The sequence below is a fragment of the Steroidobacter cummioxidans genome (genome assembly GCF_003104955.1).
Window position 1 is genome coordinate 1 of the sequence record NZ_LSRW01000065.1, and the last position, 17,888, is coordinate 17,888.

Genomic DNA, 17,888 nt, shown 5'->3' on the forward strand with positions numbered 1-17,888 from the left:
GGCTCGGAGATGTGTATAAGAGACAGGCCGTGGAACGTGCCGCGGAGCGGTTGCGAAACAAGACTCCCGCGCCGTCGCCGGAGGAGCTGTCAGCATCGGCTCGACCGCCCGGGCGCACGTTGGAGCGCATTCTGATTCGTCACGAGGGGCGCGTGCACGTGTTGCCCCTGGAACGGATCGACTTCATCGAAGCTCAGGACGATTACCTGTCGTTCGCCGCCGCCGGTAAGCGGCTGCGCAAACAGCAGACCATGAGCGACCTGGAAACTCAGTTGGACCCCACGCGTTTCGTGCGTATCCACCGCTCGTTCATCCTGAACGTGGAGCGCCTGGCGCGTATCGACCTGTACGGCAAGGACAGCTGGCTGGCCATCCTGTCGGACGGCACCAAGCTGCCCATGTCGCGTACCGGGCATACCAAGTTGAAGGAGCTGATCGGATGAACTCACCCGGAGGCACTGCCATGACCGAAACGCATTCCACCCGTAACGAGCCGCCACGTTCAGAAGAATTTCAGTTCAGCGGCGATACGCTGCTCAGCAAGATCAAGGAGATCATCCGCGCCGGCAACGTCCGCCGCGTGATCATCAAGAACGAGGAGGGGCGCGTATTGATCGACATCCCCCTGACCTTGGGCGTCGTCGGCACCTTGCTCGCGCCGCAGCTCGCCGCCATCGGCGCGATCGCCGCGCTGGTGCTGAAGGGCTCCATCGTCATCGAAAAGGAAGTCGAGACTCCGCCCTCGGTGACGCCGTCGCCGTGAATCGCGGAGTAGTGTGAGTGGCAAGGCGCGTCGGCATCGTTGCGGTTGTCGCCTTGCTGCTTGCGCCGCTGCAGATGGCGGTCGCGTCGGCGGATTACGCGCTCGATGAATATTTGCAGCATATTGCAGACAGCTTGCCCGAGAAGACTGCGGAGGCGTTGAAACAAATCCACGGCACGCCGCGCCGATTGTTGGCGGCGCGTGCCTATCTGCGGGCTGGCGATACGCTGGATTCGCGCTGGAGCTGGACGACGAACGAGATCCAGTCGCACGCGCGCTCGCCGGAATATCGGGCGCTGCTCGCCGAGACCGACAAGGTTCGTGCGCGCTTTGAATCACAGAACCCCGGTTACACGTTGTATGCCAACACCGAGGCGCGCAGCCTCGAGCTGCAGATCGTTCGTTTCAATACCAATCCATCGGTTGGCCGAGTGGCTGCGACGCTGCATCGGCAGGCTCTGGTCGAAATCGCCGGGGCCTCCTATGCCTCGCTGGATCAAGCTGCTGCCGTCGGCCGTTTCAAACAATTCCTCGCCGACTGGCGGCCGCCGGCGGCCGCGCCACTGGCCGCGCCGGGGATTTCTCGACATGGTCAACTGCGTGCCATCGATTTTCAGATCATGAAAGGTGGCGCCATCGTGGCGGCTACCGACACCGGCACGGCCGAGCGCAATTGGGATGCGCCGGGATGGACAAAGAAATTGCAGGCGGCGGCGCAGGGCAGTAATTTCCGCGGGCCGCTGCAATCGCCCTACGAGCCGTGGCATTACGAATACGATCCGTGAGGCTGCTTATGAGAACTGTCGCTCGATCTTCTGGCTTGCTGCTGGGTGCGATCTTGCTCGCCGGTTGCACGGCGACGGCGCCGTCGAAGGTGCGCGTCGATATGGCGGAGAACGGTCTCCCCAATTGCCAGAGTTTCCAGTGGCTGCCGACACCGCAACAGCCTGCGTCGCTCACCGAGCAGCGGCTGAAGAACCAGATCATGGCGAAGCTCGAAGAGAAGGGCTATGCCCAAGCCGAGAAGGGCGATTGTCGCGTCACTTACGTGCTCGACATGCGTGAGCGGCCAGTGCGCAAGCCGGGCGTCGGTGTGGGCGTTGGCGGCGGCTCCGGAGGCATGGGTGGCGGGATTGGCGTGTCGCTGCCCATTGGCAAGCGCAACGAGCAGGCGGGCACGTTCACCGTCGACATCGTCGATGCAGCGAAGAACGCGCAGGTGTGGAGCGGCTCGCTCGACGCCACCTTCCTCAAGGCCGAGCCGAACGAGGACGAGACGCGCGAGATCGTCGCGAAGGTGTTGGAGAAGTATCCGGATCGAGCGCCGAAGTAGTCTCGGCGCTCGCAGGGATTACAAGCTCGGCGTGCGCGCCGAGAGATGGGTCTTCTCGTAGAGCTCCTGACATTGCACGTCGCGCTCGGCAGTGGGCTCGGCCTTCAGACGCGCCACCGGAATCTCCTGGCCACAGTCCACGCAATTGCCATACGTGCCTGCGCTGATCCGCTGCAGCGACGAGTCGATCATCCGCAACTCTTCCACGTCGCGCTCGATTTCCGTCAGGTTGGTATCGACGACCAGCGTCGCGAACGAGTCATCCTCCGCATCCCGCGCGCGCTCGGCGACATGCCCCGGATTCTCTTCCATCGACTTCGCTCGCGTCCGCTGCACTTCGTCGCGCAGCTGTTTTGCACGCTCTCGCAAGCGAGTTTTGAATGCCAACGCCTGCTGTTGATCGATCATGTGCACTCACCTTGAGGTGTTTCCATCAATACGTAACCCGCCGCCCGGCGACGGGTTCCTGAGCGAGGCAATGACGGCGCATTGCCTCGCACGCGTGTCGGTAATAGTCATGCAGCTCAGCGCTTGAATTTCTCCTTCACTTTAATAGCGGATGTGGTCATCCGGCCGAAACTGCGGTCACGGGCACGGCGCTCGTGGGTGGTCATTTCGGCCAACGCGGCCTCGCGCTGCAGTTTGCGATAGCTCGTCAGACGCCTGGGGTCGAGGTTGCCCGCCGCGATCGCGGCGAGCACCGCGCAGCCTGTCTCTGACTCGTGTTTGCAATCGCGGAAGTGGCATTGGGCGGCCAATGCCTCAATGTTGTCGAACACCGTGCGCAGGCCAGCTTCGACGGCGCCTATTCTCAGCTCGCGCATGCCCGGCGTGTCGATAACCCACGCGCCGTCATCGAGAGCAAACATTTCTCTCGACGTCGTCGTGTGTCGACCTTTGCTGTCGAGCTCGCGAATGCCCCCCGTGGCCTGCTGTGGCTTGCCAGTGAGCGTATTCACCAAGGTGGACTTGCCGACACCGGAAGAACCGACGAATGCGACGGTCTGGCCGGATTGCAGCCACGGGTCGAGCGCACTGACGGAGTTTGCATCCATTGCATTGACGGCGGCGACTGTCGCTGTCGCTCCCAGTGCATGGGCTGCGTCGATGAATTGCTGCGGGTCGTCACACTGGTCGGCCTTGGTAATCAGGATCACAGGCTCGACCTGCGCTTCGAATGCCACGGCGAGATATCGCTCCAAGCGCGACGGATTGAAATCGTCATTGCAGGACGTGACCACGAACAGCGTGTCGAGATTCGCCGCGATTGCCTGCAGTCGATGATCCGTGCCGGCCGCGTAGCGCTTGATCACAGAGTAAGGTGTGATCGCGCGCTGCACGCGAGGCGCGGCATGCTCGACGAGCACCCAGTCGCCGACGGTAATCGGCAATTCCAAAGATTCGATCAGGCGCGGCGGAACGGTAACACTGAATGTTCCCTGTTCCGATATGACAGCCAGGCCGCTCCGATGCACGCTGCTCACGCGCGCGGGATGAGCGGTTTCCAGATCTTCGAGTGTCAGTTGCCGAGAATGAAACGGCCGCCAGCCGAGGCGGGCCAGGGAAATAAAAGAAGATGACATGCGTGAGCCCCAAAAGTACGCGACGACATCCGCTCCTGGTCACAGGAACGGGCGTAACGGCGCCGGGGTGAACGCAACAGCTCGCTGTGTTTAGCGGGCGTGGACCATCAACCCGGCGGAGATCGCGGTTCGCACAGTCATAGATGTCTTGACCTCTCCTGGGTTGGTGAATTGAAGGAGGGGAAGGGTACTCGGGTGGCGGGAGGGGAGCAAGGGTGGTCGCTGGTGACTCAGCGGTGCGCGTATTCGGTGAAGACGAAATCGCGATTCTTCACGAGCGTGTGGCACGCGAATCCGCACTTCGCGTCGTGTTCCTGCGGCGGCGTGTCGGCGGTGGTGGCGGGCGTAAACGTATCGGAGGCGGCATCGTAATTGAAAGCTCCATACCCCCATCCGCCACTGTCCGCAAATCGTTTGCTGTCCTTCACCATGAAATCGACATCGGACTGTTTGCCTGGTGCCCACGGCTGACCCGGGTAAGCTTCCTTCTTGGTGGCGTGCCAATGGACCTTCGCCATCTTGGCGCCATCGGGAAAGGGTTTGCCGTTGTCCGGGATGCCTGCCTGGTACGCATCGATCATGGCCGGATTGCCAAGGATCGTTGCCAGGTGCTCGCCATTGTGACTGACGGCGATGACCTGCCAGCTTTCATAGCCCTTGAACTCGGAGAAGGCGAGTCCGCCGGGCACTTCTACCGAGTATTTGTCTGCGGCGGCGAATGCAATCGTCACCGTCAGAGCAATGCAGAAGGCCAGCGCACCGATGTACTTCGAAGCAGGATGCATGGCGAACTCGGCAGGCTCGAGAGCTTCAAGGCAGTATCGAGGCTTCAGTTGGCGCGTCTATACGTGTATGAGGGGGCGAGACTCTTTACCGAGCAGCGCAGATCGGATACCTGAATTCCATGACAGAGATCAAGCTGGCCTTCGACAGGGAAGGGCTCGCAGCCTTTCTCGACAACGCATTTCCTGCCGCTGCGCGCGCCTCGCTTGGCGAAGTGGCGTTCGTCAGGCTCAATCATGTGCAGATGACTTTGCAGCCGCAGCCCGAAATGGCGCGGCCTGGCAATATCGTTTCTGGTCCCGCGCTCATGGCGTTGATCGACGTCGCTGCCTATGCCGTCGTGCTGGCTCACATCGGTCCCGTCGCCATGGCCGTGACACACTCGATGAATGTCGCTTTTCTGCGCGCGTGTCGGTGGAACACGGTGGTTGCCGACGCCCGACTGATCAAGCTCGGCAAGCGTTTGGCCACGGTCGATGTGAGATTGTGGCAGGGCTCGGCAGAGCATCTGATTGCTCAATCTACAGTGGGCTATGCTCTGCCTTGAGTTGCCAGTTGGTCTCGATCAGGCGCTGCGCCGCCCGCATCGCTCCATCACCAAGAATCGTATCTGCCACTGCGGCCGCCCGCGCGCGGGTTCCATCGCTCAGCGCAGACTCGAGCGAAGTCGACAATGATGCTGCCGTTGGCGTCGGTCCGTCATGTGCCGAGCCGATCCCCAGATCCCAAACTCTGCTTGCCCAATACGGTTGATCCACAATCTGAGGCACGACCACTTGAGGTATTCCCGCGCGAGTTGCTGCGGTCGTTGTGCCGGCGCCGCCGTGATGAATCACTGCGGCTACGCGAGGAAACAACGCCTGTTGATTGACTTCGCCGACGATGAAGCAGTCGTCGCTGTTATCCACCAGCGCAAGCCCCGCCCAGCCGCGTGATAGCAGAACGCGGCGACCTTGCGCGCGCGCGACATCAATGGCCATTCGCGCGAAGTCTTTCGGTGCGGGAAGACTTCCGAGACCGACGTACACGGGCGGTGTGCCAGCATCGAGAAACGCGAGCAGTTCAGGCGGCAGCGGTCGCTCGTCCTGCAGAATCCATGCGCCGGTTTGGACGACGTCGATTTTCGCCGGCTGTTGCCAGGGCGCAAGCACGGGGTCTGCCGCGAGCCAAGGCTGGTCGGTGTAGCAGTAGTCGCGCACGTTATCGACCTTCGGCAAACCGACTGTTGCACGCAAGGCGTTGAGCCCGACACCGAACAGCTCATTCATGGTCTGCACATCTCTATCCCACAGCACCTGATTGTCCGCCACGTCCTTTGGCAGAGGGTGGCTCGGATACTCGAAGGGCCGTTGATGCGGCGAGGGAAGAAACATCGGACAGTACGCCGCATGCACATACCGCATGCCCAGTTTTTCCGCGACGGATCGTGCAGCGGCCACGGACGAGAAGAGGCCGGTCGCTACCATCACATCGCATCCTTGTGCCGCCGTGCTGATCGCTTCGTACTGAGCGGCTATTACCTGCGCGGCGACCTTGGGTAAGGAGAGCGTCGTGCGCTTCGGCAGCATCTCCGCGATCCAATCACGCACGGATCTGAAGGCAGGCAGTAGCGGCACGTCGGCGGCAGCGAAGAGTTTTAGGAACTCCTCATCGGGAGGTGCGCACACGCGAGCATCCGCGCCGAGCGCTCGTAGTGCGACGGCAAGCCCGAGTAAAGGTTGAACATCTCCACGCGATCCAAATGTGCTCAGCAGTACACGCATCTCACGGCCTCCTTTACGGCAAGGCCGGCGATACTGCGGCACGCCTCGGGCCTTCCGGCAAGCCCCCAGCTGCGGTATATTCTCAGCACGCCAGGCGGAACTCGGTTCGGCATCCGGCGTACCACCTCCCTTCTGCACATCACGAACGGCTCTTGCCCGCGCATGGCAAAGAAAAAGGACATCAGCCAGGCCGTCCGCGAAATCTGTCTTTGGTTTCCCGAGACCGAAGAGGTCCTTGCACACGGCTCTCCGGATTTCCGCGTGAAAGGCAAAACGTTTGCGACTTACGTCATCAATCATCACGGCGACGGTCGCATCGCGTTGTGGCTGAACGCGCCTCAAGGCGCGCAGCAGCACTACGTGAAGCAGGAGCCAAAGCACTTCTTCGTGCCGCCCTATGTCGGCCCGCGCGGCTGGCTGGGTGTGAATCTCGACAAGGGCATCTCCTGGAAGACGGTCGCAAAGCTCGTGCGTGATGCCTATACCAAGGTTGCGCCCGCGTCTTTGAGCGAATCGTTGGGGAAGACGATCGAGATATCGCCGCCAACTATGACGTTGGCACCGGAAGAGTTCGATCCGATGCAGTCGAAGCGCGCGCAGACTGTGCTGAAGGAGTTGCGCGCTATCTGTCTGTCGCTACCCGAGACCGCCGAGGACAAGCAGTTTGGTAACCCGGTCTGGCGTGCGGGCAAGAAAGTCTTCGCACAGGCGTACTGCTATCGAGCCGACCGCAAGCTCCAGCTTGCGTTCTGGGTCGGCGTCGATCAACAGGCGCTGTTGATTCGCGACCGGAATTTCAGCATCCCGGCCTATCTGGGTCACAACGGCTGGATCGCGCTCGATGTCACGAAGGACGCGAACTGGCGTGAGATCCGCTCGCTCGCGCTATTCAGCTATCGGCACTTTGCGCTCGGCAGGATGCTGAAGGTGTTGGATGCGCAAGGCGCCGGTTAGGCTGTCAGCGCCTCGCTTTTAAGCACGCGAGCAAACATGGCGGCGTCAACGTTCCCTCCAGACAGCACGACGCCGACACGCTTCCCAGTCCATCGATCTCGCTGTTGAGTCGCGGCCGCAAGCGCCGCCGCGCCGGCTCCCTCGGCGACGTTGTGAGTGGAGGTGTAGAGGAGGCGCATCGCACTCGCGACCTCTTCGTCACTGACGGCGATGACATCGTCAACCTCCCGCCGAATGATGTCGACCGCCTCCGGTACGGCCGATCGGCAGGCCATGCCGTCGGCGATGGCCGTAGTCGCAGGAGCATCGATAGCCCGGCCGCTCTGAAATGACTTTTGATAGGCCAGTGCCAAAGTCGACACCACGCCAATCAGACGAGTCTTCACGCCGCAGTGAGCGCGAGCCACGGCGGCGGCCGTGATGCCTGACCCCAAGCCAATCGGCACATACAAAACGTCCGGAGGCGCATCTCGTAACGCTTCGAAAAATTCCACATAGGCAGTAGCCACGCCTCGCACGAGCTCCGGATGGTACGACGGCACTCGGTGCAACCCGTCGCGCTCCGCGAGCAGGGCGGCGTGTTCCGATGACGCCTGAAAATCCTCACCGTACTCGACGAGCTCGACCCCCAGTGCGCGCATCGCTGCATTCTTCTCGATCGAGTTGCCCTGAGGCACCACGACCGTGGCGCTCAAGCCGTGCTGTCGAGCTGCGAAACCGATGGACTGACCGTGGTTGCCGCGAGTGGCGCTGACCAGATGCCGGACGTCGGGTTGCGTCCGCCGCAGCCAATCCGCGTACGTCAACCCACCACGGACCTTGAATGCGCCCAACGGTGTATGGTTCTCATGCTTGACCCAAACGTCGAAACCCAGCGCCTGCCTCAGCAACGGCCAGTTGTACTGAGGCGTCGGCGGCATCGCTGCGTAGACGATCCGCTGGGCACTCTCGATGGCGTCGCGCGTGAAAAGCATGATCTGACAATCCTGACTGGCCGGCATGAGGTGAGTGTATAGGCACTCGCAGGATTTATTTGTTCACATCGCGGCCCCGGTGAGCACGATTTGCTCATTCGTTGGTGCCTCTACTTGGCTATGATAGTCGCCATAGTCACGCGACCGAGCCGCCATGAAACATCTATCCATGCGCGCAACGTTCTTTTTGCTTGCGCTGACGATGTTCACAACGCCTGCCTACAGCGCGGAACAGTCGCGCCCGGTGCCGAGCCCGCCCGCCGCACAGTCGCCTGTGGTTCATCCCGATCGGAAAATCACGTTCACGCTCAGGGCGCCGGAAGCCCGTAATGTCGCTGTGGCGGGTGGTGACGGTTTGGGGATCGGCCCCTTCTCGATGACCAAAGACCCCGATGGCCTGTGGAGCGTGACCACGCCGCCCGCCGTGCCCGGATTCCATTACTACTGGTTCGTGCTCGATGGTGTGCAGGTCAACGACCCGGCCAGCGAAACATTCTTCGGTTACGGCAAGCCGACGGGTGGAGTGGAGGTGCCGGACCCCGGGGGCGACTTCTATGCCATCAAGGATGTTCCGCACGGCGAGGTGCGCGAGAAAACATATTTCTCGAAGACCACCGGCGCATGGCGGCGCGCGCTCGTGTACACGCCCCCGGACTACGATAGGAACATCAAGACTCGCTATCCTGTGCTGTTCTTGCAGCATGGCGCTGGAGAAAACGAAACCGGTTGGACGCGGCAAGGCCGCGCGCAGTTCATCCTCGACAACTTGATTGCCGCGGGCAAGGCAAAGCCGATGATCGTGGTGATGGATCGCGGCTACGCGACGCCAGACACACCGGACTTCAGACAGCAGAACATGCAGGTGGCTTTCAGTGCATTCGAGAAAGTCATCGTCGACGATCTGATCCCGACCATCGATGTCTCGTATCGAACGATTGCAGATCGTGAGCATCGAGCGCTGGCGGGCCTGTCGATGGGCGGCATGCAGACGTTCTTCATCGCGTCCCATCATCTGGACAAATTCGGCTACCTCGCCTCGCTCAGCGGGCCCATGGTTCGCAACGCCAGCCTGGAGAAATTATCGGAGATCACCATCCAGGGCCCATTCGATACCAAGGTCGCCTATGGCGGTATGTTTGCGGATCCCGCGGCCTTCAACCAGCGGGTGCGGCTGCTCTGGATCGGCGCGGGCGGCGCCGAGCCGGAAATGTTTCTCACCAGCATCGGCGGGGCGGTGAGCGCGCTGAAGGCGGCCGGCGTGCAGCTGGTGTACTACGAATCGGACGGCACAGCTCACGAATGGCAGACCTGGCGCCGCGGTCTGAACGATCTGGCGCCACGCCTGTTTCGCTGAGCTTCGCAGCAAGTCCGTCTAACGGCGTTTTATGAAGTCGACCATCAACGATGCAGCCGCGGCTGCATGCGTCTCGAGCAGCAAATGGCCGGCATCGAAGATGTGAGCTTCCATTCTCGGCAGCGCCTGCATCCATGACAGCGTTTCGGCCAGATCGAAGAAGGCATCGTGTCTTCCCCAGATCATCAGGGCAGGTGGCTGCCGGCGTGCGAGATATTCGGCGATGGTGTCGAAGTGGGCGGCATGGTTTCCATAGTCCTTGATGAGCGCCCGCTGCGTGTCCATTCTTCCCGGCAGGCACATGACCCGCCAATCTTCCTGCCAACCTTCGGACGAGATGCGCGCGGCGACATCCGGCGGAACGCTGGCAACATACTGATCGCGCGTGCCCTCTAATGTGAGATGTGCTGTCGCCGCCGCTTCGTTGTTCGCATTCGGCGCCGACCAGTAGGCCATAGTCGCGGCCCATTGCGGGCCGAAGCCTGTTCGATGAGCGTTGGCGTTTTGAACGATCAGGCCGAGCACTTGTTCGGGCGCCTGCATGGCGATGTGTAAACCCACGGGCGCGCCGAAGTCATGCAGGTAGATATAGCGCGGCCCGATCGCGAGCTGCTCCAGCAACTCTGTGATTGCCTCGCCGAACGCGGCAAATGAAGCCGCGGGCAGGACGTCCGACTCACCAAAGCCAGGCAGGTCGGGCGCGATCACAAATGCCACCTTCGCCAGCTCGGGGACGACTTCCCGAAACGAGCGCGCGGCAGTTGGAAAACCGTGCAGGAGCAGTACCGCCGGCTTGGATGTCTCACCGGCTGTGATGAAGGACAACTCTGTGCCGCCGGACAGTCGCAATCGTTGCCGGGTCGCTGGGTGCATGTTCGAGCTCCGTTCAAACCGACCCACCGTTAACGCGGCCCTGCGCCCAGCGTTCCCGTTCGAAACAGTTTCTGGCGCCTGCAGTGTCAAGGGCCATCGCCGGATCCGCGCCATCGAGGTCGCGGATCCGGCGAGCGGCTCAAGCTACTTTGCCTGCTGCGAGTGCGTGAACGTCGGCGGCTTTCAGGGCCTTGCCACCGATGGCCCAGTCGCCCCCTTCGAATTCCTTGATGCGAACCCACGTGACCGGGCGCATGTTCTCGCCTTCCACGGCCAGCATTGCATCCGTGACCTTGGCGATGAGCTCCTTCTTCTGCGTCGGGGTGAACACATCTTTGATGACATCGATAGTAACGAGCGGCATGACTTTCTCCTTCAGGGGTCTGGCGCGGACCATTCCGGCTCCAGTGGCAAAATCGTGTCACGGCGCTGGCGGGCAAGCTTGCAGACGGTCTGGAGAAATTCTGGAGATTGTTGGCAATCGCAGGGTTATCCTGGCGGACCTATGATCTACGCGTTCGGCGCCTACGAACTGGATCTGGCCACCGTCGAATTGCGGGCGGGCGGCACGGTCGTGGATCTGGAGCCGCAGGTGTTTGCGCTACTGGCGCTGCTGGTCGAAAACCGCGAGCGCGTGGTTTCCAGAGACGAGCTCATCGAGAAGGTCTGGGACGGGCGCGTCGTGTCGGATGCGGCTGTAGCCAGCCGGGTGAAAACAGCGCGTCAGGCGCTGGGCGACGATGGCAAATCCCAGCAATTCATCAAGACGATTCACGGCAACGGCTATCGGTTCGTAGCGAAAGCGAGGGCGCAGCGTCCGGCAACGGCGGTGATCGACTCCAGCACGCCAGCTCCGGCACTGGCGGACATGGTCCAGCGCCTCGACAAGATTTCCCGGCCGTCGCTAGCCGTGCTGCCGTTTCGTTACGTTGCTGGCGATGAGAGATATGCGACGTTGGCAAGTGCGCTGCCGGATGAGTTGATTGCCGATCTGTCGCGACTGCGCTGGCTGCTCGTGACTGCACGTGGATCCTCCTTCCGCCTGCGTGCGCCTGAGGCCGATTTCGGAGAGGTCGGACGCCTGCTGAACGTTCGCTATTGCTTGTCGGGCACGATCGAAGTGTCGGGCGAGCGGCTCGTAATACTGGTCGAGTTGGTTGACACCCATGACGGCGCCGTCGTCTGGGCCGATCGTTTCTCGGGGCGGATCGACGATGTGCACGCCTTGCGTGAGCAGATCCGATCTCAAGTGCTCATGGCGCTCGAGATCCGAATCCCGCTGCACGAAGCGGCTCTTGCACGCCTCACCGCTGTTGAGAATCTCGATGCGTGGTCCGCCTATCATCTGGGTTTGCAGCATTTGTATCGATTCAATCGCGTCGACAGCGGCGCGGCGCTGAATCTGTTTCAGCGCGCGGTGGCGCTGGATCCAACCTTTGCTCGCGCCAACGCGGGCCTGTCATTCGTGCATTTTCAAAGTGCCTTCATGCATTACACGGACGACATCGATGGTGCAGTTGATCGGGCGCGGCGTTTCGCAGAGCGCGGGCTCGAGCTCGATCCGCTCGATCCATTCGTCAACTTCACCATGGGGCGCACTTATTGGCTCGAAGGCGATCTCGAAACCAGTCTGAGCTGGCTCGAACGCGCGACCGACATAAGCCCGCACTATGCACAGGGAATATATGCTCGCGCCTGGACGGAAGCGCTTGCAGGCAAAACGCTCGATGGTCGGGATCATGTGGATCTGGCGATGCGTCTGAGTCCGCTCGATCCTTTGCACTACGCGATGCTCGCAACGCGCGGGCTCACTCATCTGGCTGCGGACGAAGATGAGCAAGCGGCTCATTGGGTCGAGCGCGGCGCCCGCTCGCCTGGCGCGCACGTATTGATCGGTGCCGTCGCTGCCGCCACTCACCACCTCGCCGGCAATTCGGTCCGTGCCAGCTTCTGGGCCGACAACGTCCGTCGCCGCATCGATTCACTCACGCGCGAAGTTTTCTTTCAATCCTTTCCAATCAGATCGGATGTCATGCGAGCCAGGGTGGACCGGGCGTTGCTCGCGCTGGGTTTCAGGTAGCAGAAAAAGCTGCGCCCGGGCAGCGAGGTGCTGGCCCGGGCGCGTCCGATCGAGAATCGGCAAAAGAGATCAGTGCTCTTCGGCGCGGAACGACTCGTGGCAGCCCTTGCAGGTCTTGCCAGTGTCGGCGAACGCGGACTTGATGCCGGCGACGTCACCGGCGTTGGCGGCGGACTGCAGCTTTGGCGCAGCCTCGCTGAAGTTCTTCATCGCGGTCTTGAACTCGGCCGGCTTGCTCCAGATCTCGGCCTTGGCCTGCGTCTTGCCGGCTTCCGGGCCGGAGCCCGCCGGGAACCACTTCTCCTGTGTGGCCGCGGCATCGTTCACCACGCTCGCCGCAGTCTTGATCGCCGCCAGGTCCGGCTTGTCGTTCCTGATCTGGTCGCGAATCACTTTGAAGGAGTCGCCGAGCTTGTGGTAATGGTCGTGACGGGCCTTTTGCAGCTCTTTGACATTGGTCGGCTCGGACGCCTGGGCCACCAGCGCCAGAGCGGGGGCGAGCAAGGTCGCGAATACGGCGGAACGAAGCACTCGATTCATGGATGACACCTGGCTATGCAGTTATGGCTAGGACGAATACGGTTCCAACAGGAACACCTTGGGGCCGTCAGCTTAGCCATCTTTGGCTGACAGTATGCTGACTTTTCTGTCATGCAGTCGTCGGTCGGTCGGGCCGACAAAGCTCATGCGCGGTGACTAAGTTGTTACCGAAGTACAGCCGTCAGCCGCGCGTCGTCGGCTATTCTCGTGGCTCACTTCAGGGGGCAGCAATGAATAAGACACGAGCATGGATCATCGCGACCGTCGCCACTGTGTTGGGCGCCTGTTCCAGCGCTCCGAGCCAGCAGCCAGTGCCGAAGGTGGCGGATCTCAGTGGGCGCTGGGTGCTGACGACCGAGAGTCAGATGGGCGCGCAGGATGCGCAAATGACCGTGCGTCAAACGGGCAGCGCGTTGGCGGGCACGATCAGCGGTCAGGCCGGCACCGTCGATTACACAGGCACGGTCAAGGGGTCGGCGGTAGCGTTCGACTTCACTATCAATGTGCAGGGCACCGCCTTGAAGCTCGACTACCGCGGCACGGTCGACGGCGACACCATGAAAGGCAAGACGGTGTTCGGCCAGTTTGGCGAAGGCACGTTCACGGCCAAGCGTCAGTAGCCCAACACGTCGCGTCTGGGCTCGACCCAGTTCGGCTCGAACGCCGGACAGTTGGGTTGATCTGTCATCACGAGCTCGGCGAAGCCCAGCTCCGGCTCGCGGTCATAGCGCAGGTCGCCGAGCACCAACCCCTGTTTGACCTGCGCGAGCCAGGGCATGCGAATGAAGCGGAACGCGGCGGCCGCTTCACAGTTGCTCCGCGCAAGATCCACCAACTGCGCGATCGGCGTGCCGATCTGCCCATACCACTTCAGCTGCTCCGTACTTGCTTCGGCAACCGGCACGAGCGGCGCAGTGATTTCGCGATCGAGGCTGCGGCTGAGGCATTGATCTGCCGTCAGCAACGCTGGCGACATAGCCAGCATCGCGCGTCGGATCACCGCGCTGTCCGACTCCTTGTGCAGCATCATGACTTCCCAGCACAACGGATTGACGGGCATGGGCGTGACCATGCCATCCAGGAGCGTGCTGTCCGGAAACTGTCGAGCGGCGATGGCATCGATCTGCGATCGGGCTGCCTGCGCGGTCATGACGAACATCGCCGTTGCTCCGAGCCAGACGGCGACACTGGCGCCGAGCGCCACGTTGGCCGGCGCGCGTTGACCGATCAGCAACATGCCGGCAACCAGCAAGGAGTAAGCAGCGGTCAACGGTCCCGGCACCATGCCGGTAAAGAAGCAGAGTGCGATGGCGAAGACCATGAGTAGCAGCACCGCGAACCGAGCGACACGGGTCTTGAAGATGAAAGCCAGCGGTGCGCAAGCGGCCCAGAACAGGGGCTCGATGATGAAGACCGAGTCGCCGTAGTACCAGCGATTGTCGAGCGGCCAGAACGGATGGACCCCGTAGTTGTTGGTGAAGTCCATCGCGATATGCAGCAAGGGCGTGAACAGCAACACTCCGCCCAGCAATGCGTAGTCCTGCGATGAAGGATGCAAGCCGCGCCTTCGCAACCACCACCGCGCAATCGCAAGGGTCGCTGCGCCGAGCAGCAGCGCTATCAGAATCGTGTGCGTGTGGCCGCGATGATGTAACAGATAGCTGATCTTGCCATCGAAGTATGAATACAGCAGATCGCTATCGGGCAGATTGCTGCCGATCGCGGCCAGCGTGACGCTCAGGTTGCGGCGGGTGGTCGCCGGCAATGTGCTGCGCTGGCCAGGCGCTACGCGCGCGGCGACTTCACCAACCAGCGTGCCGATGATGGTGTGGGTGAGGTTATCCATCCGGCCAGTGTACCTGCCCGCGAAACCGCCCGATCGGTTGACATGCGCCGGCCCGCCAGGGCAAGCTGGCTGAAAATCATCATCTGATGAATTAATTCGATTTTCGGCAACGGTTGCTCAGGGGGCGGCGATTCGCGACAGCGAATGCGCCGTGAGGCGCGCAATGACTTTCGCCATCGTCCTGCTTGCGTTGATATTGCTCATGCTGGCCGCGTATCGCGGTTACAGCGTGATTCTGTTTGCGCCCGTGGCGGCATTGCTGGCGGTGCTGCTGACCGATCCGTCCGCCGTGCCTGCAGTATTCACCGGCCTGTTCATGGAGCGGATGGTCGGGTTCCTGAAGCTTTACTTTCCGGTGTTCCTGCTGGGGGCAGTGTTCGGCAAGCTGATCGAGCTGTCGGGCTTCTCGCAGTCCATCGCCGCGGCCGTCATTCGTCTGGTCGGCCAGGAGCGCGCGATTCTTTCGATCGTGCTGGTATGCGCGCTGCTGACGTATGGCGGTGTCTCGCTGTTCGTCGTGGTATTCGCGGTTTATCCATTCGCTGCCGAGATGTTCCGGCGCGGCAATATTCCGAAGCGCCTGATTCCGGGCACGATTGCCCTGGGCGCCTTCACGTTCACCATGGATTCGCTGCCCGGCACGCCGCAGATCCAGAACATCATTCCAACGACGTTCTTCGGCACGACCACCTGGGCTGCGCCATTGCTGGGCACGATCGGCGGCGCGTTCATTCTGACGTGCGGCCTGTTGTATCTGGAGTGGCGCCGTCGGCAAGCGCTTCGCAGTGGCGAGGGCTACGGCACCGGCCACACCAACGAGCCGGAACAGGTGGCGACTGACAGCTCCGCGCATCCGCTGATCGCCATCCTGCCACTGTTGGTCGTCGGCATTGCCAATCTGATTCTGACGCGGCTGATCCCCCGTCTTTACGAGCCGACGATCGAAACGCATCTCGAAGGGCTGACACAGCCGCTGGTCACGCAGCTGTCGAGTGTCGTCGCGATCTGGGCCGTCATGGGCGCGCTGCTGTTGGGCATCGTGACCGTGCTGTTGTTTGCTTTCCGCCCGGTGGTGACGAAGTTTGCTGAAGGCACGAAGTCGGCGGTCGGCGGCGCGTTGCTGGCGTCGATGAATACCGCTTCCGAGTACGGCTTCGGCGCGGTCATCGCAGCGCTGCCTGGGTTTCTGATCATTCGCAATGCGTTGATGTCGATTCCCGATCCGCTGGTGAATGAAGCGATCACGGTGACCACCCTCGCCGGTATCACGGGCTCCGCTTCCGGCGGGCTCAGTATTGCGCTGGCCGCGATGTCCGAACATTTCATGTCAGCCGCCCAGGGCGCAGGCATTTCTCCAGACGTGTTGCATCGGGTGGCCGCAATGGCCAGCGGCGGCATGGATACGCTGCCCCACAACGGCGCCGTCATCACGTTGCTCGCAGTGACCGGGCTCACTCATCGGCAATCGTACAAAGACATCTTCGCGATCACGTGCATGAAGACGCTGGCCGTGTTTTTCGTCATCGGCGTGTATTACGCCACAGGCATCGTTTGAGTTACGACGTATGAAGAAATTGTTGGCTGGAATGCTGGCGGCGGTAGTGACTAGCGTCAGCGGATCGCTCCTCGCAGCGCCCTTGCCCAAAGCTGCCGAGCCCGAAGCCGTCGGCCTCTCGTCGCAGCGGTTGCAGCGCCTGACCGACGCATTCAACGCCGACGTTCAGAGCGGCAAGATTCCCGGCGCGGTCGTGATGATCGTGCGTCAAGGCAAGGTGGCGTATTCCCAAAGCTTCGGCTTCCAGGATCGCGCGGCGAGCAGCAGCATGCGGCCGGACTCGATCTTTCGCATCGCTTCGATGACCAAGCCGATCACCATCGTCGCGGCGTTGATGCTGGCGGAGGAGGGCAAGCTGCAGCTGATGGATCCGGCGTCGGTGTATCTGCCGCAGCTGAAGAACCTGCAGGTTGGCGTCGAGGTCAGAGAAGGCAGCGGCGAACGACGGTTGATGTTCGAGCCGGCGCGCCGTGAAGTGACGGTTCAGGATCTGATGCGTCATACCTCGGGCATGACCTACGGAATCTTCGGCGACTCGTTGGTGCAGCGGGCCTATCGCGAGGCCGGCACGATGGATGACCAGCAAACCAACGCGCAGATGATCGACAAGCTGGCGCAACTGCCGCTGGCGTTTCAACCCGGCGCCGCGTTCGAGTACGGCATGTCGAATGACGTGGTCGGCCGGATCGTGGAAGTGCGCAGCGGTGTGGATCTGAATCGATTCATTGTCGAGCGCATCGCCCGGCCGCTCGGTATGCGTGACACCGCATTCTTGCTGGACGCCGAGCAAACAACCCGATTGGCACAGGCGCAAGTCGCGCCCGGCGCGCCGCCACTTATCATAGGTTACAACCCGGCAAAGCCGCCGAAGTGGTTCTCCGGCGGCGGCGGTCTTTTGTCCACGGCGGAGGACTACGCGCGCTTCGGTCAGATGCTGTTGAATGGCGGCGAGCTGGACGGCGTGCGCCTGCTATCACGAAAAAGTGTCGAGCTCATGACCAGCAATCATCTGCCACCAGATGCGGGCTACGGTGCATTCACGCTGGAGCTGGGATTGACTGCGCCGTTGCCCCAATACGGCCAAGGTTACGGGCTCGGCGTCGGCGTGCGTCAGGAATCCGGCCGAAGCATGGTGCCCGGCTCGGTCGGGGACTATTACTGGGGCGGCGCCACGGGGCCCTACTTCTGGGTCGATCCGCAGGAAAAACTGGTTGCGGTCATGATGCTGCAAGCATCGGACATTCAGCTGCGCACTCACTATCGATCGTTGTTGCGCAATCTGGTCTATCAAGCCTTGCTGTAACATTCTGCCCGTTTGTCGCGAATGTTATAAATCACGGAAAGTCGCGATCGTTTCGCGTTGACCGCCGCATGCGAAAGGCGGCACCCTTCGAAGGTGAGTACTTCGCCTGTCATTCGCGCGCATGGAGCCGCCAGCTTTCTCAGTGGAGGCGGCGAGCCTGTCTCTTATACACATCTGACGCTGC

20 protein-coding genes are annotated in these 17,888 nt (G+C 61.7%); 11 read left to right on the forward strand and 9 right to left on the reverse strand.

Features of this window, described 5'->3' with window-relative positions:
- From D0550_RS26050 to D0550_RS26065, 4 genes are all read left to right on the forward strand, one after another.
- Positions 1-443 (forward strand): LytR/AlgR family response regulator transcription factor (locus D0550_RS26050; RefSeq protein ID WP_206606549.1); only part of this gene is annotated, 443 nt, incomplete at its 5' end.
- Positions 440-763 carry a DUF4342 domain-containing protein gene (locus D0550_RS26055; RefSeq protein WP_206606550.1) on the forward strand — a complete coding sequence of 108 codons (324 nt, stop codon included), beginning with the start codon at positions 440-442 and terminating at the stop codon, positions 761-763. The genes D0550_RS26050 and D0550_RS26055, both read left to right, overlap by 4 nt.
- Before the next feature lie 17 nt (positions 764-780).
- The gene (locus tag D0550_RS26060) at positions 781-1,548 is read left to right on the forward strand and encodes a hypothetical protein (RefSeq protein WP_116812128.1); all 768 of its coding nucleotides are present in this window, start codon (positions 781-783) and stop codon (positions 1,546-1,548) included.
- A gap of 8 nt (positions 1,549-1,556) precedes the next feature.
- Positions 1,557-2,096, forward strand: a complete 540-nt coding sequence (locus tag D0550_RS26065) for a DUF4136 domain-containing protein (protein WP_116812129.1) — start codon at positions 1,557-1,559, stop codon at positions 2,094-2,096.
- Positions 2,097-2,114: 18 nt separating this feature from the next.
- Here the strand turns inward: D0550_RS26065 and D0550_RS26070 are convergent, their stop codons facing one another.
- The 3 genes from D0550_RS26070 to D0550_RS26080 all read right to left on the reverse strand — a co-directional run bounded on the left by D0550_RS26070 (position 2,115) and on the right by D0550_RS26080 (position 4,464).
- Positions 2,115-2,504, reverse strand: a complete 390-nt coding sequence (locus D0550_RS26070) for a TraR/DksA family transcriptional regulator (protein ID WP_116812130.1) — start codon at positions 2,502-2,504, stop codon at positions 2,115-2,117.
- A 116-nt stretch (positions 2,505-2,620) separates the two neighbouring features.
- A complete protein-coding gene (gene rsgA, locus D0550_RS26075; RefSeq protein ID WP_116812131.1) occupies positions 2,621-3,679 on the reverse strand; it encodes a ribosome small subunit-dependent GTPase A in 1,059 nt (352 codons plus the stop codon).
- A 230-nt stretch (positions 3,680-3,909) separates the two neighbouring features.
- The gene (locus D0550_RS26080) at positions 3,910-4,464 is read right to left on the reverse strand and encodes a cytochrome P460 family protein (protein ID WP_116812132.1); all 555 of its coding nucleotides are present in this window, start codon (positions 4,462-4,464) and stop codon (positions 3,910-3,912) included.
- Between the two features lie 119 nt (positions 4,465-4,583).
- On the opposite strand from D0550_RS26080, the gene D0550_RS26085 reads away from it, so the two are divergent.
- A complete protein-coding gene (locus tag D0550_RS26085) occupies positions 4,584-5,009 on the forward strand; it encodes a PaaI family thioesterase (protein WP_116812133.1) in 426 nt (141 codons plus the stop codon).
- Here the strand turns inward: D0550_RS26085 and D0550_RS26090 are convergent.
- Positions 4,984-6,225: a glycosyltransferase gene (locus D0550_RS26090; RefSeq protein WP_116812134.1), complete on the reverse strand. Its 1,242-nt coding sequence runs from the start codon at positions 6,223-6,225 to the stop codon at positions 4,984-4,986. The two genes, D0550_RS26085 and D0550_RS26090, sit on opposite strands and share 26 nt — an antisense overlap.
- A gap of 261 nt (positions 6,226-6,486) precedes the next feature.
- Here D0550_RS26090 and D0550_RS26095 point away from each other — a divergent pair, with 261 nt between their 5' ends.
- Positions 6,487-7,179 (forward strand): MmcQ/YjbR family DNA-binding protein, encoded by a 693-nt coding sequence (locus D0550_RS26095; protein WP_241520933.1) that lies wholly within the window; start codon positions 6,487-6,489, stop codon positions 7,177-7,179.
- Here the strand turns inward: D0550_RS26095 and D0550_RS26100 are convergent.
- A complete protein-coding gene (locus tag D0550_RS26100; protein WP_116812144.1) occupies positions 7,176-8,153 on the reverse strand; it encodes a threonine dehydratase in 978 nt (325 codons plus the stop codon). The two genes, D0550_RS26095 and D0550_RS26100, sit on opposite strands and share 4 nt — an antisense overlap.
- Before the next feature lie 154 nt (positions 8,154-8,307).
- Here D0550_RS26100 and D0550_RS26105 point away from each other — a divergent pair, with 154 nt between their 5' ends.
- Positions 8,308-9,507 (forward strand): alpha/beta hydrolase-fold protein, encoded by a 1,200-nt coding sequence (locus tag D0550_RS26105; RefSeq protein ID WP_116812136.1) that lies wholly within the window; start codon positions 8,308-8,310, stop codon positions 9,505-9,507.
- An 18-nt stretch (positions 9,508-9,525) separates the two neighbouring features.
- Here D0550_RS26105 and D0550_RS26110 read toward each other — a convergent pair whose 3' ends face one another.
- Positions 9,526-10,380 carry an alpha/beta fold hydrolase gene (locus D0550_RS26110; RefSeq protein WP_116812137.1) on the reverse strand — a complete coding sequence of 285 codons (855 nt, stop codon included), beginning with the start codon at positions 10,378-10,380 and terminating at the stop codon, positions 9,526-9,528.
- A gap of 139 nt (positions 10,381-10,519) precedes the next feature.
- Entirely contained in the window at positions 10,520-10,744 is a 225-nt protein-coding gene (locus tag D0550_RS26115) for a tautomerase family protein (RefSeq protein ID WP_116812145.1), read from the reverse strand.
- A gap of 141 nt (positions 10,745-10,885) precedes the next feature.
- Here D0550_RS26115 and D0550_RS26120 point away from each other — a divergent pair, with 141 nt between their 5' ends.
- Entirely contained in the window at positions 10,886-12,460 is a 1,575-nt protein-coding gene (locus D0550_RS26120) for a winged helix-turn-helix domain-containing tetratricopeptide repeat protein (protein WP_116812138.1), read from the forward strand.
- Between the two features lie 69 nt (positions 12,461-12,529).
- Here D0550_RS26120 and D0550_RS26125 read toward each other — a convergent pair whose 3' ends face one another.
- Positions 12,530-13,000: a c-type cytochrome gene (locus D0550_RS26125; protein ID WP_116812139.1), complete on the reverse strand. Its 471-nt coding sequence runs from the start codon at positions 12,998-13,000 to the stop codon at positions 12,530-12,532.
- Positions 13,001-13,230: 230 nt separating this feature from the next.
- On the opposite strand from D0550_RS26125, the gene D0550_RS26130 reads away from it, so the two are divergent.
- Positions 13,231-13,620 (forward strand): hypothetical protein, encoded by a 390-nt coding sequence (locus D0550_RS26130; protein WP_116812140.1) that lies wholly within the window; start codon positions 13,231-13,233, stop codon positions 13,618-13,620.
- On the opposite strand, the gene D0550_RS26135 is transcribed toward D0550_RS26130, so the two are convergent.
- On the reverse strand, positions 13,614-14,846 hold the full coding sequence (locus tag D0550_RS26135; protein WP_116812141.1) for a metal-dependent hydrolase: 1,233 nt from the start codon (positions 14,844-14,846) through the stop codon (positions 13,614-13,616). The genes D0550_RS26130 and D0550_RS26135 overlap by 7 nt on opposite strands.
- 163 nt (positions 14,847-15,009) lie before the next feature.
- Here D0550_RS26135 and D0550_RS26140 point away from each other — a divergent pair, with 163 nt between their 5' ends.
- Together D0550_RS26140 and D0550_RS26145 are read left to right on the forward strand one after the other, a co-directional pair.
- A complete protein-coding gene (locus D0550_RS26140; RefSeq protein WP_116812142.1) occupies positions 15,010-16,401 on the forward strand; it encodes a GntP family permease in 1,392 nt (463 codons plus the stop codon).
- Positions 16,402-16,411: 10 nt separating this feature from the next.
- Positions 16,412-17,704 (forward strand): serine hydrolase domain-containing protein, encoded by a 1,293-nt coding sequence (locus D0550_RS26145; protein WP_206606551.1) that lies wholly within the window; start codon positions 16,412-16,414, stop codon positions 17,702-17,704.
- Positions 17,705-17,888: the final 184 nt, after the last annotated feature.

What these genes read in the sequence shown, in the direction of transcription:
- D0550_RS26055 (WP_206606550.1), top strand. Translation starts at nt 440, where the DNA reads ATGAACTCACCCGGAGGCACTGCCATGACCGAAACGCATTCCACCCGT.
- D0550_RS26065 (WP_116812129.1), top strand. Translation starts at nt 1,557, where the DNA reads ATGAGAACTGTCGCTCGATCTTCTGGCTTGCTGCTGGGTGCGATCTTG.
- D0550_RS26070 (WP_116812130.1), bottom strand. Translation starts at nt 2,504, where the DNA reads ATGATCGATCAACAGCAGGCGTTGGCATTCAAAACTCGCTTGCGAGAG.
- rsgA (WP_116812131.1), bottom strand. Translation starts at nt 3,679, where the DNA reads ATGTCATCTTCTTTTATTTCCCTGGCCCGCCTCGGCTGGCGGCCGTTT.
- D0550_RS26080 (WP_116812132.1), bottom strand. Translation starts at nt 4,464, where the DNA reads ATGCATCCTGCTTCGAAGTACATCGGTGCGCTGGCCTTCTGCATTGCT.
- D0550_RS26085 (WP_116812133.1), top strand. Translation starts at nt 4,584, where the DNA reads ATGACAGAGATCAAGCTGGCCTTCGACAGGGAAGGGCTCGCAGCCTTT.
- D0550_RS26090 (WP_116812134.1), bottom strand. Translation starts at nt 6,225, where the DNA reads ATGCGTGTACTGCTGAGCACATTTGGATCGCGTGGAGATGTTCAACCT.
- D0550_RS26100 (WP_116812144.1), bottom strand. Translation starts at nt 8,153, where the DNA reads ATGCTTTTCACGCGCGACGCCATCGAGAGTGCCCAGCGGATCGTCTAC.
- D0550_RS26105 (WP_116812136.1), top strand. Translation starts at nt 8,308, where the DNA reads ATGAAACATCTATCCATGCGCGCAACGTTCTTTTTGCTTGCGCTGACG.
- D0550_RS26110 (WP_116812137.1), bottom strand. Translation starts at nt 10,380, where the DNA reads ATGCACCCAGCGACCCGGCAACGATTGCGACTGTCCGGCGGCACAGAG.
- D0550_RS26115 (WP_116812145.1), bottom strand. Translation starts at nt 10,744, where the DNA reads ATGCCGCTCGTTACTATCGATGTCATCAAAGATGTGTTCACCCCGACG.
- D0550_RS26120 (WP_116812138.1), top strand. Translation starts at nt 10,886, where the DNA reads ATGATCTACGCGTTCGGCGCCTACGAACTGGATCTGGCCACCGTCGAA.
- D0550_RS26125 (WP_116812139.1), bottom strand. Translation starts at nt 13,000, where the DNA reads ATGAATCGAGTGCTTCGTTCCGCCGTATTCGCGACCTTGCTCGCCCCC.
- D0550_RS26130 (WP_116812140.1), top strand. Translation starts at nt 13,231, where the DNA reads ATGAATAAGACACGAGCATGGATCATCGCGACCGTCGCCACTGTGTTG.
- D0550_RS26135 (WP_116812141.1), bottom strand. Translation starts at nt 14,846, where the DNA reads ATGGATAACCTCACCCACACCATCATCGGCACGCTGGTTGGTGAAGTC.
- D0550_RS26140 (WP_116812142.1), top strand. Translation starts at nt 15,010, where the DNA reads ATGACTTTCGCCATCGTCCTGCTTGCGTTGATATTGCTCATGCTGGCC.
- D0550_RS26145 (WP_206606551.1), top strand. Translation starts at nt 16,412, where the DNA reads ATGAAGAAATTGTTGGCTGGAATGCTGGCGGCGGTAGTGACTAGCGTC.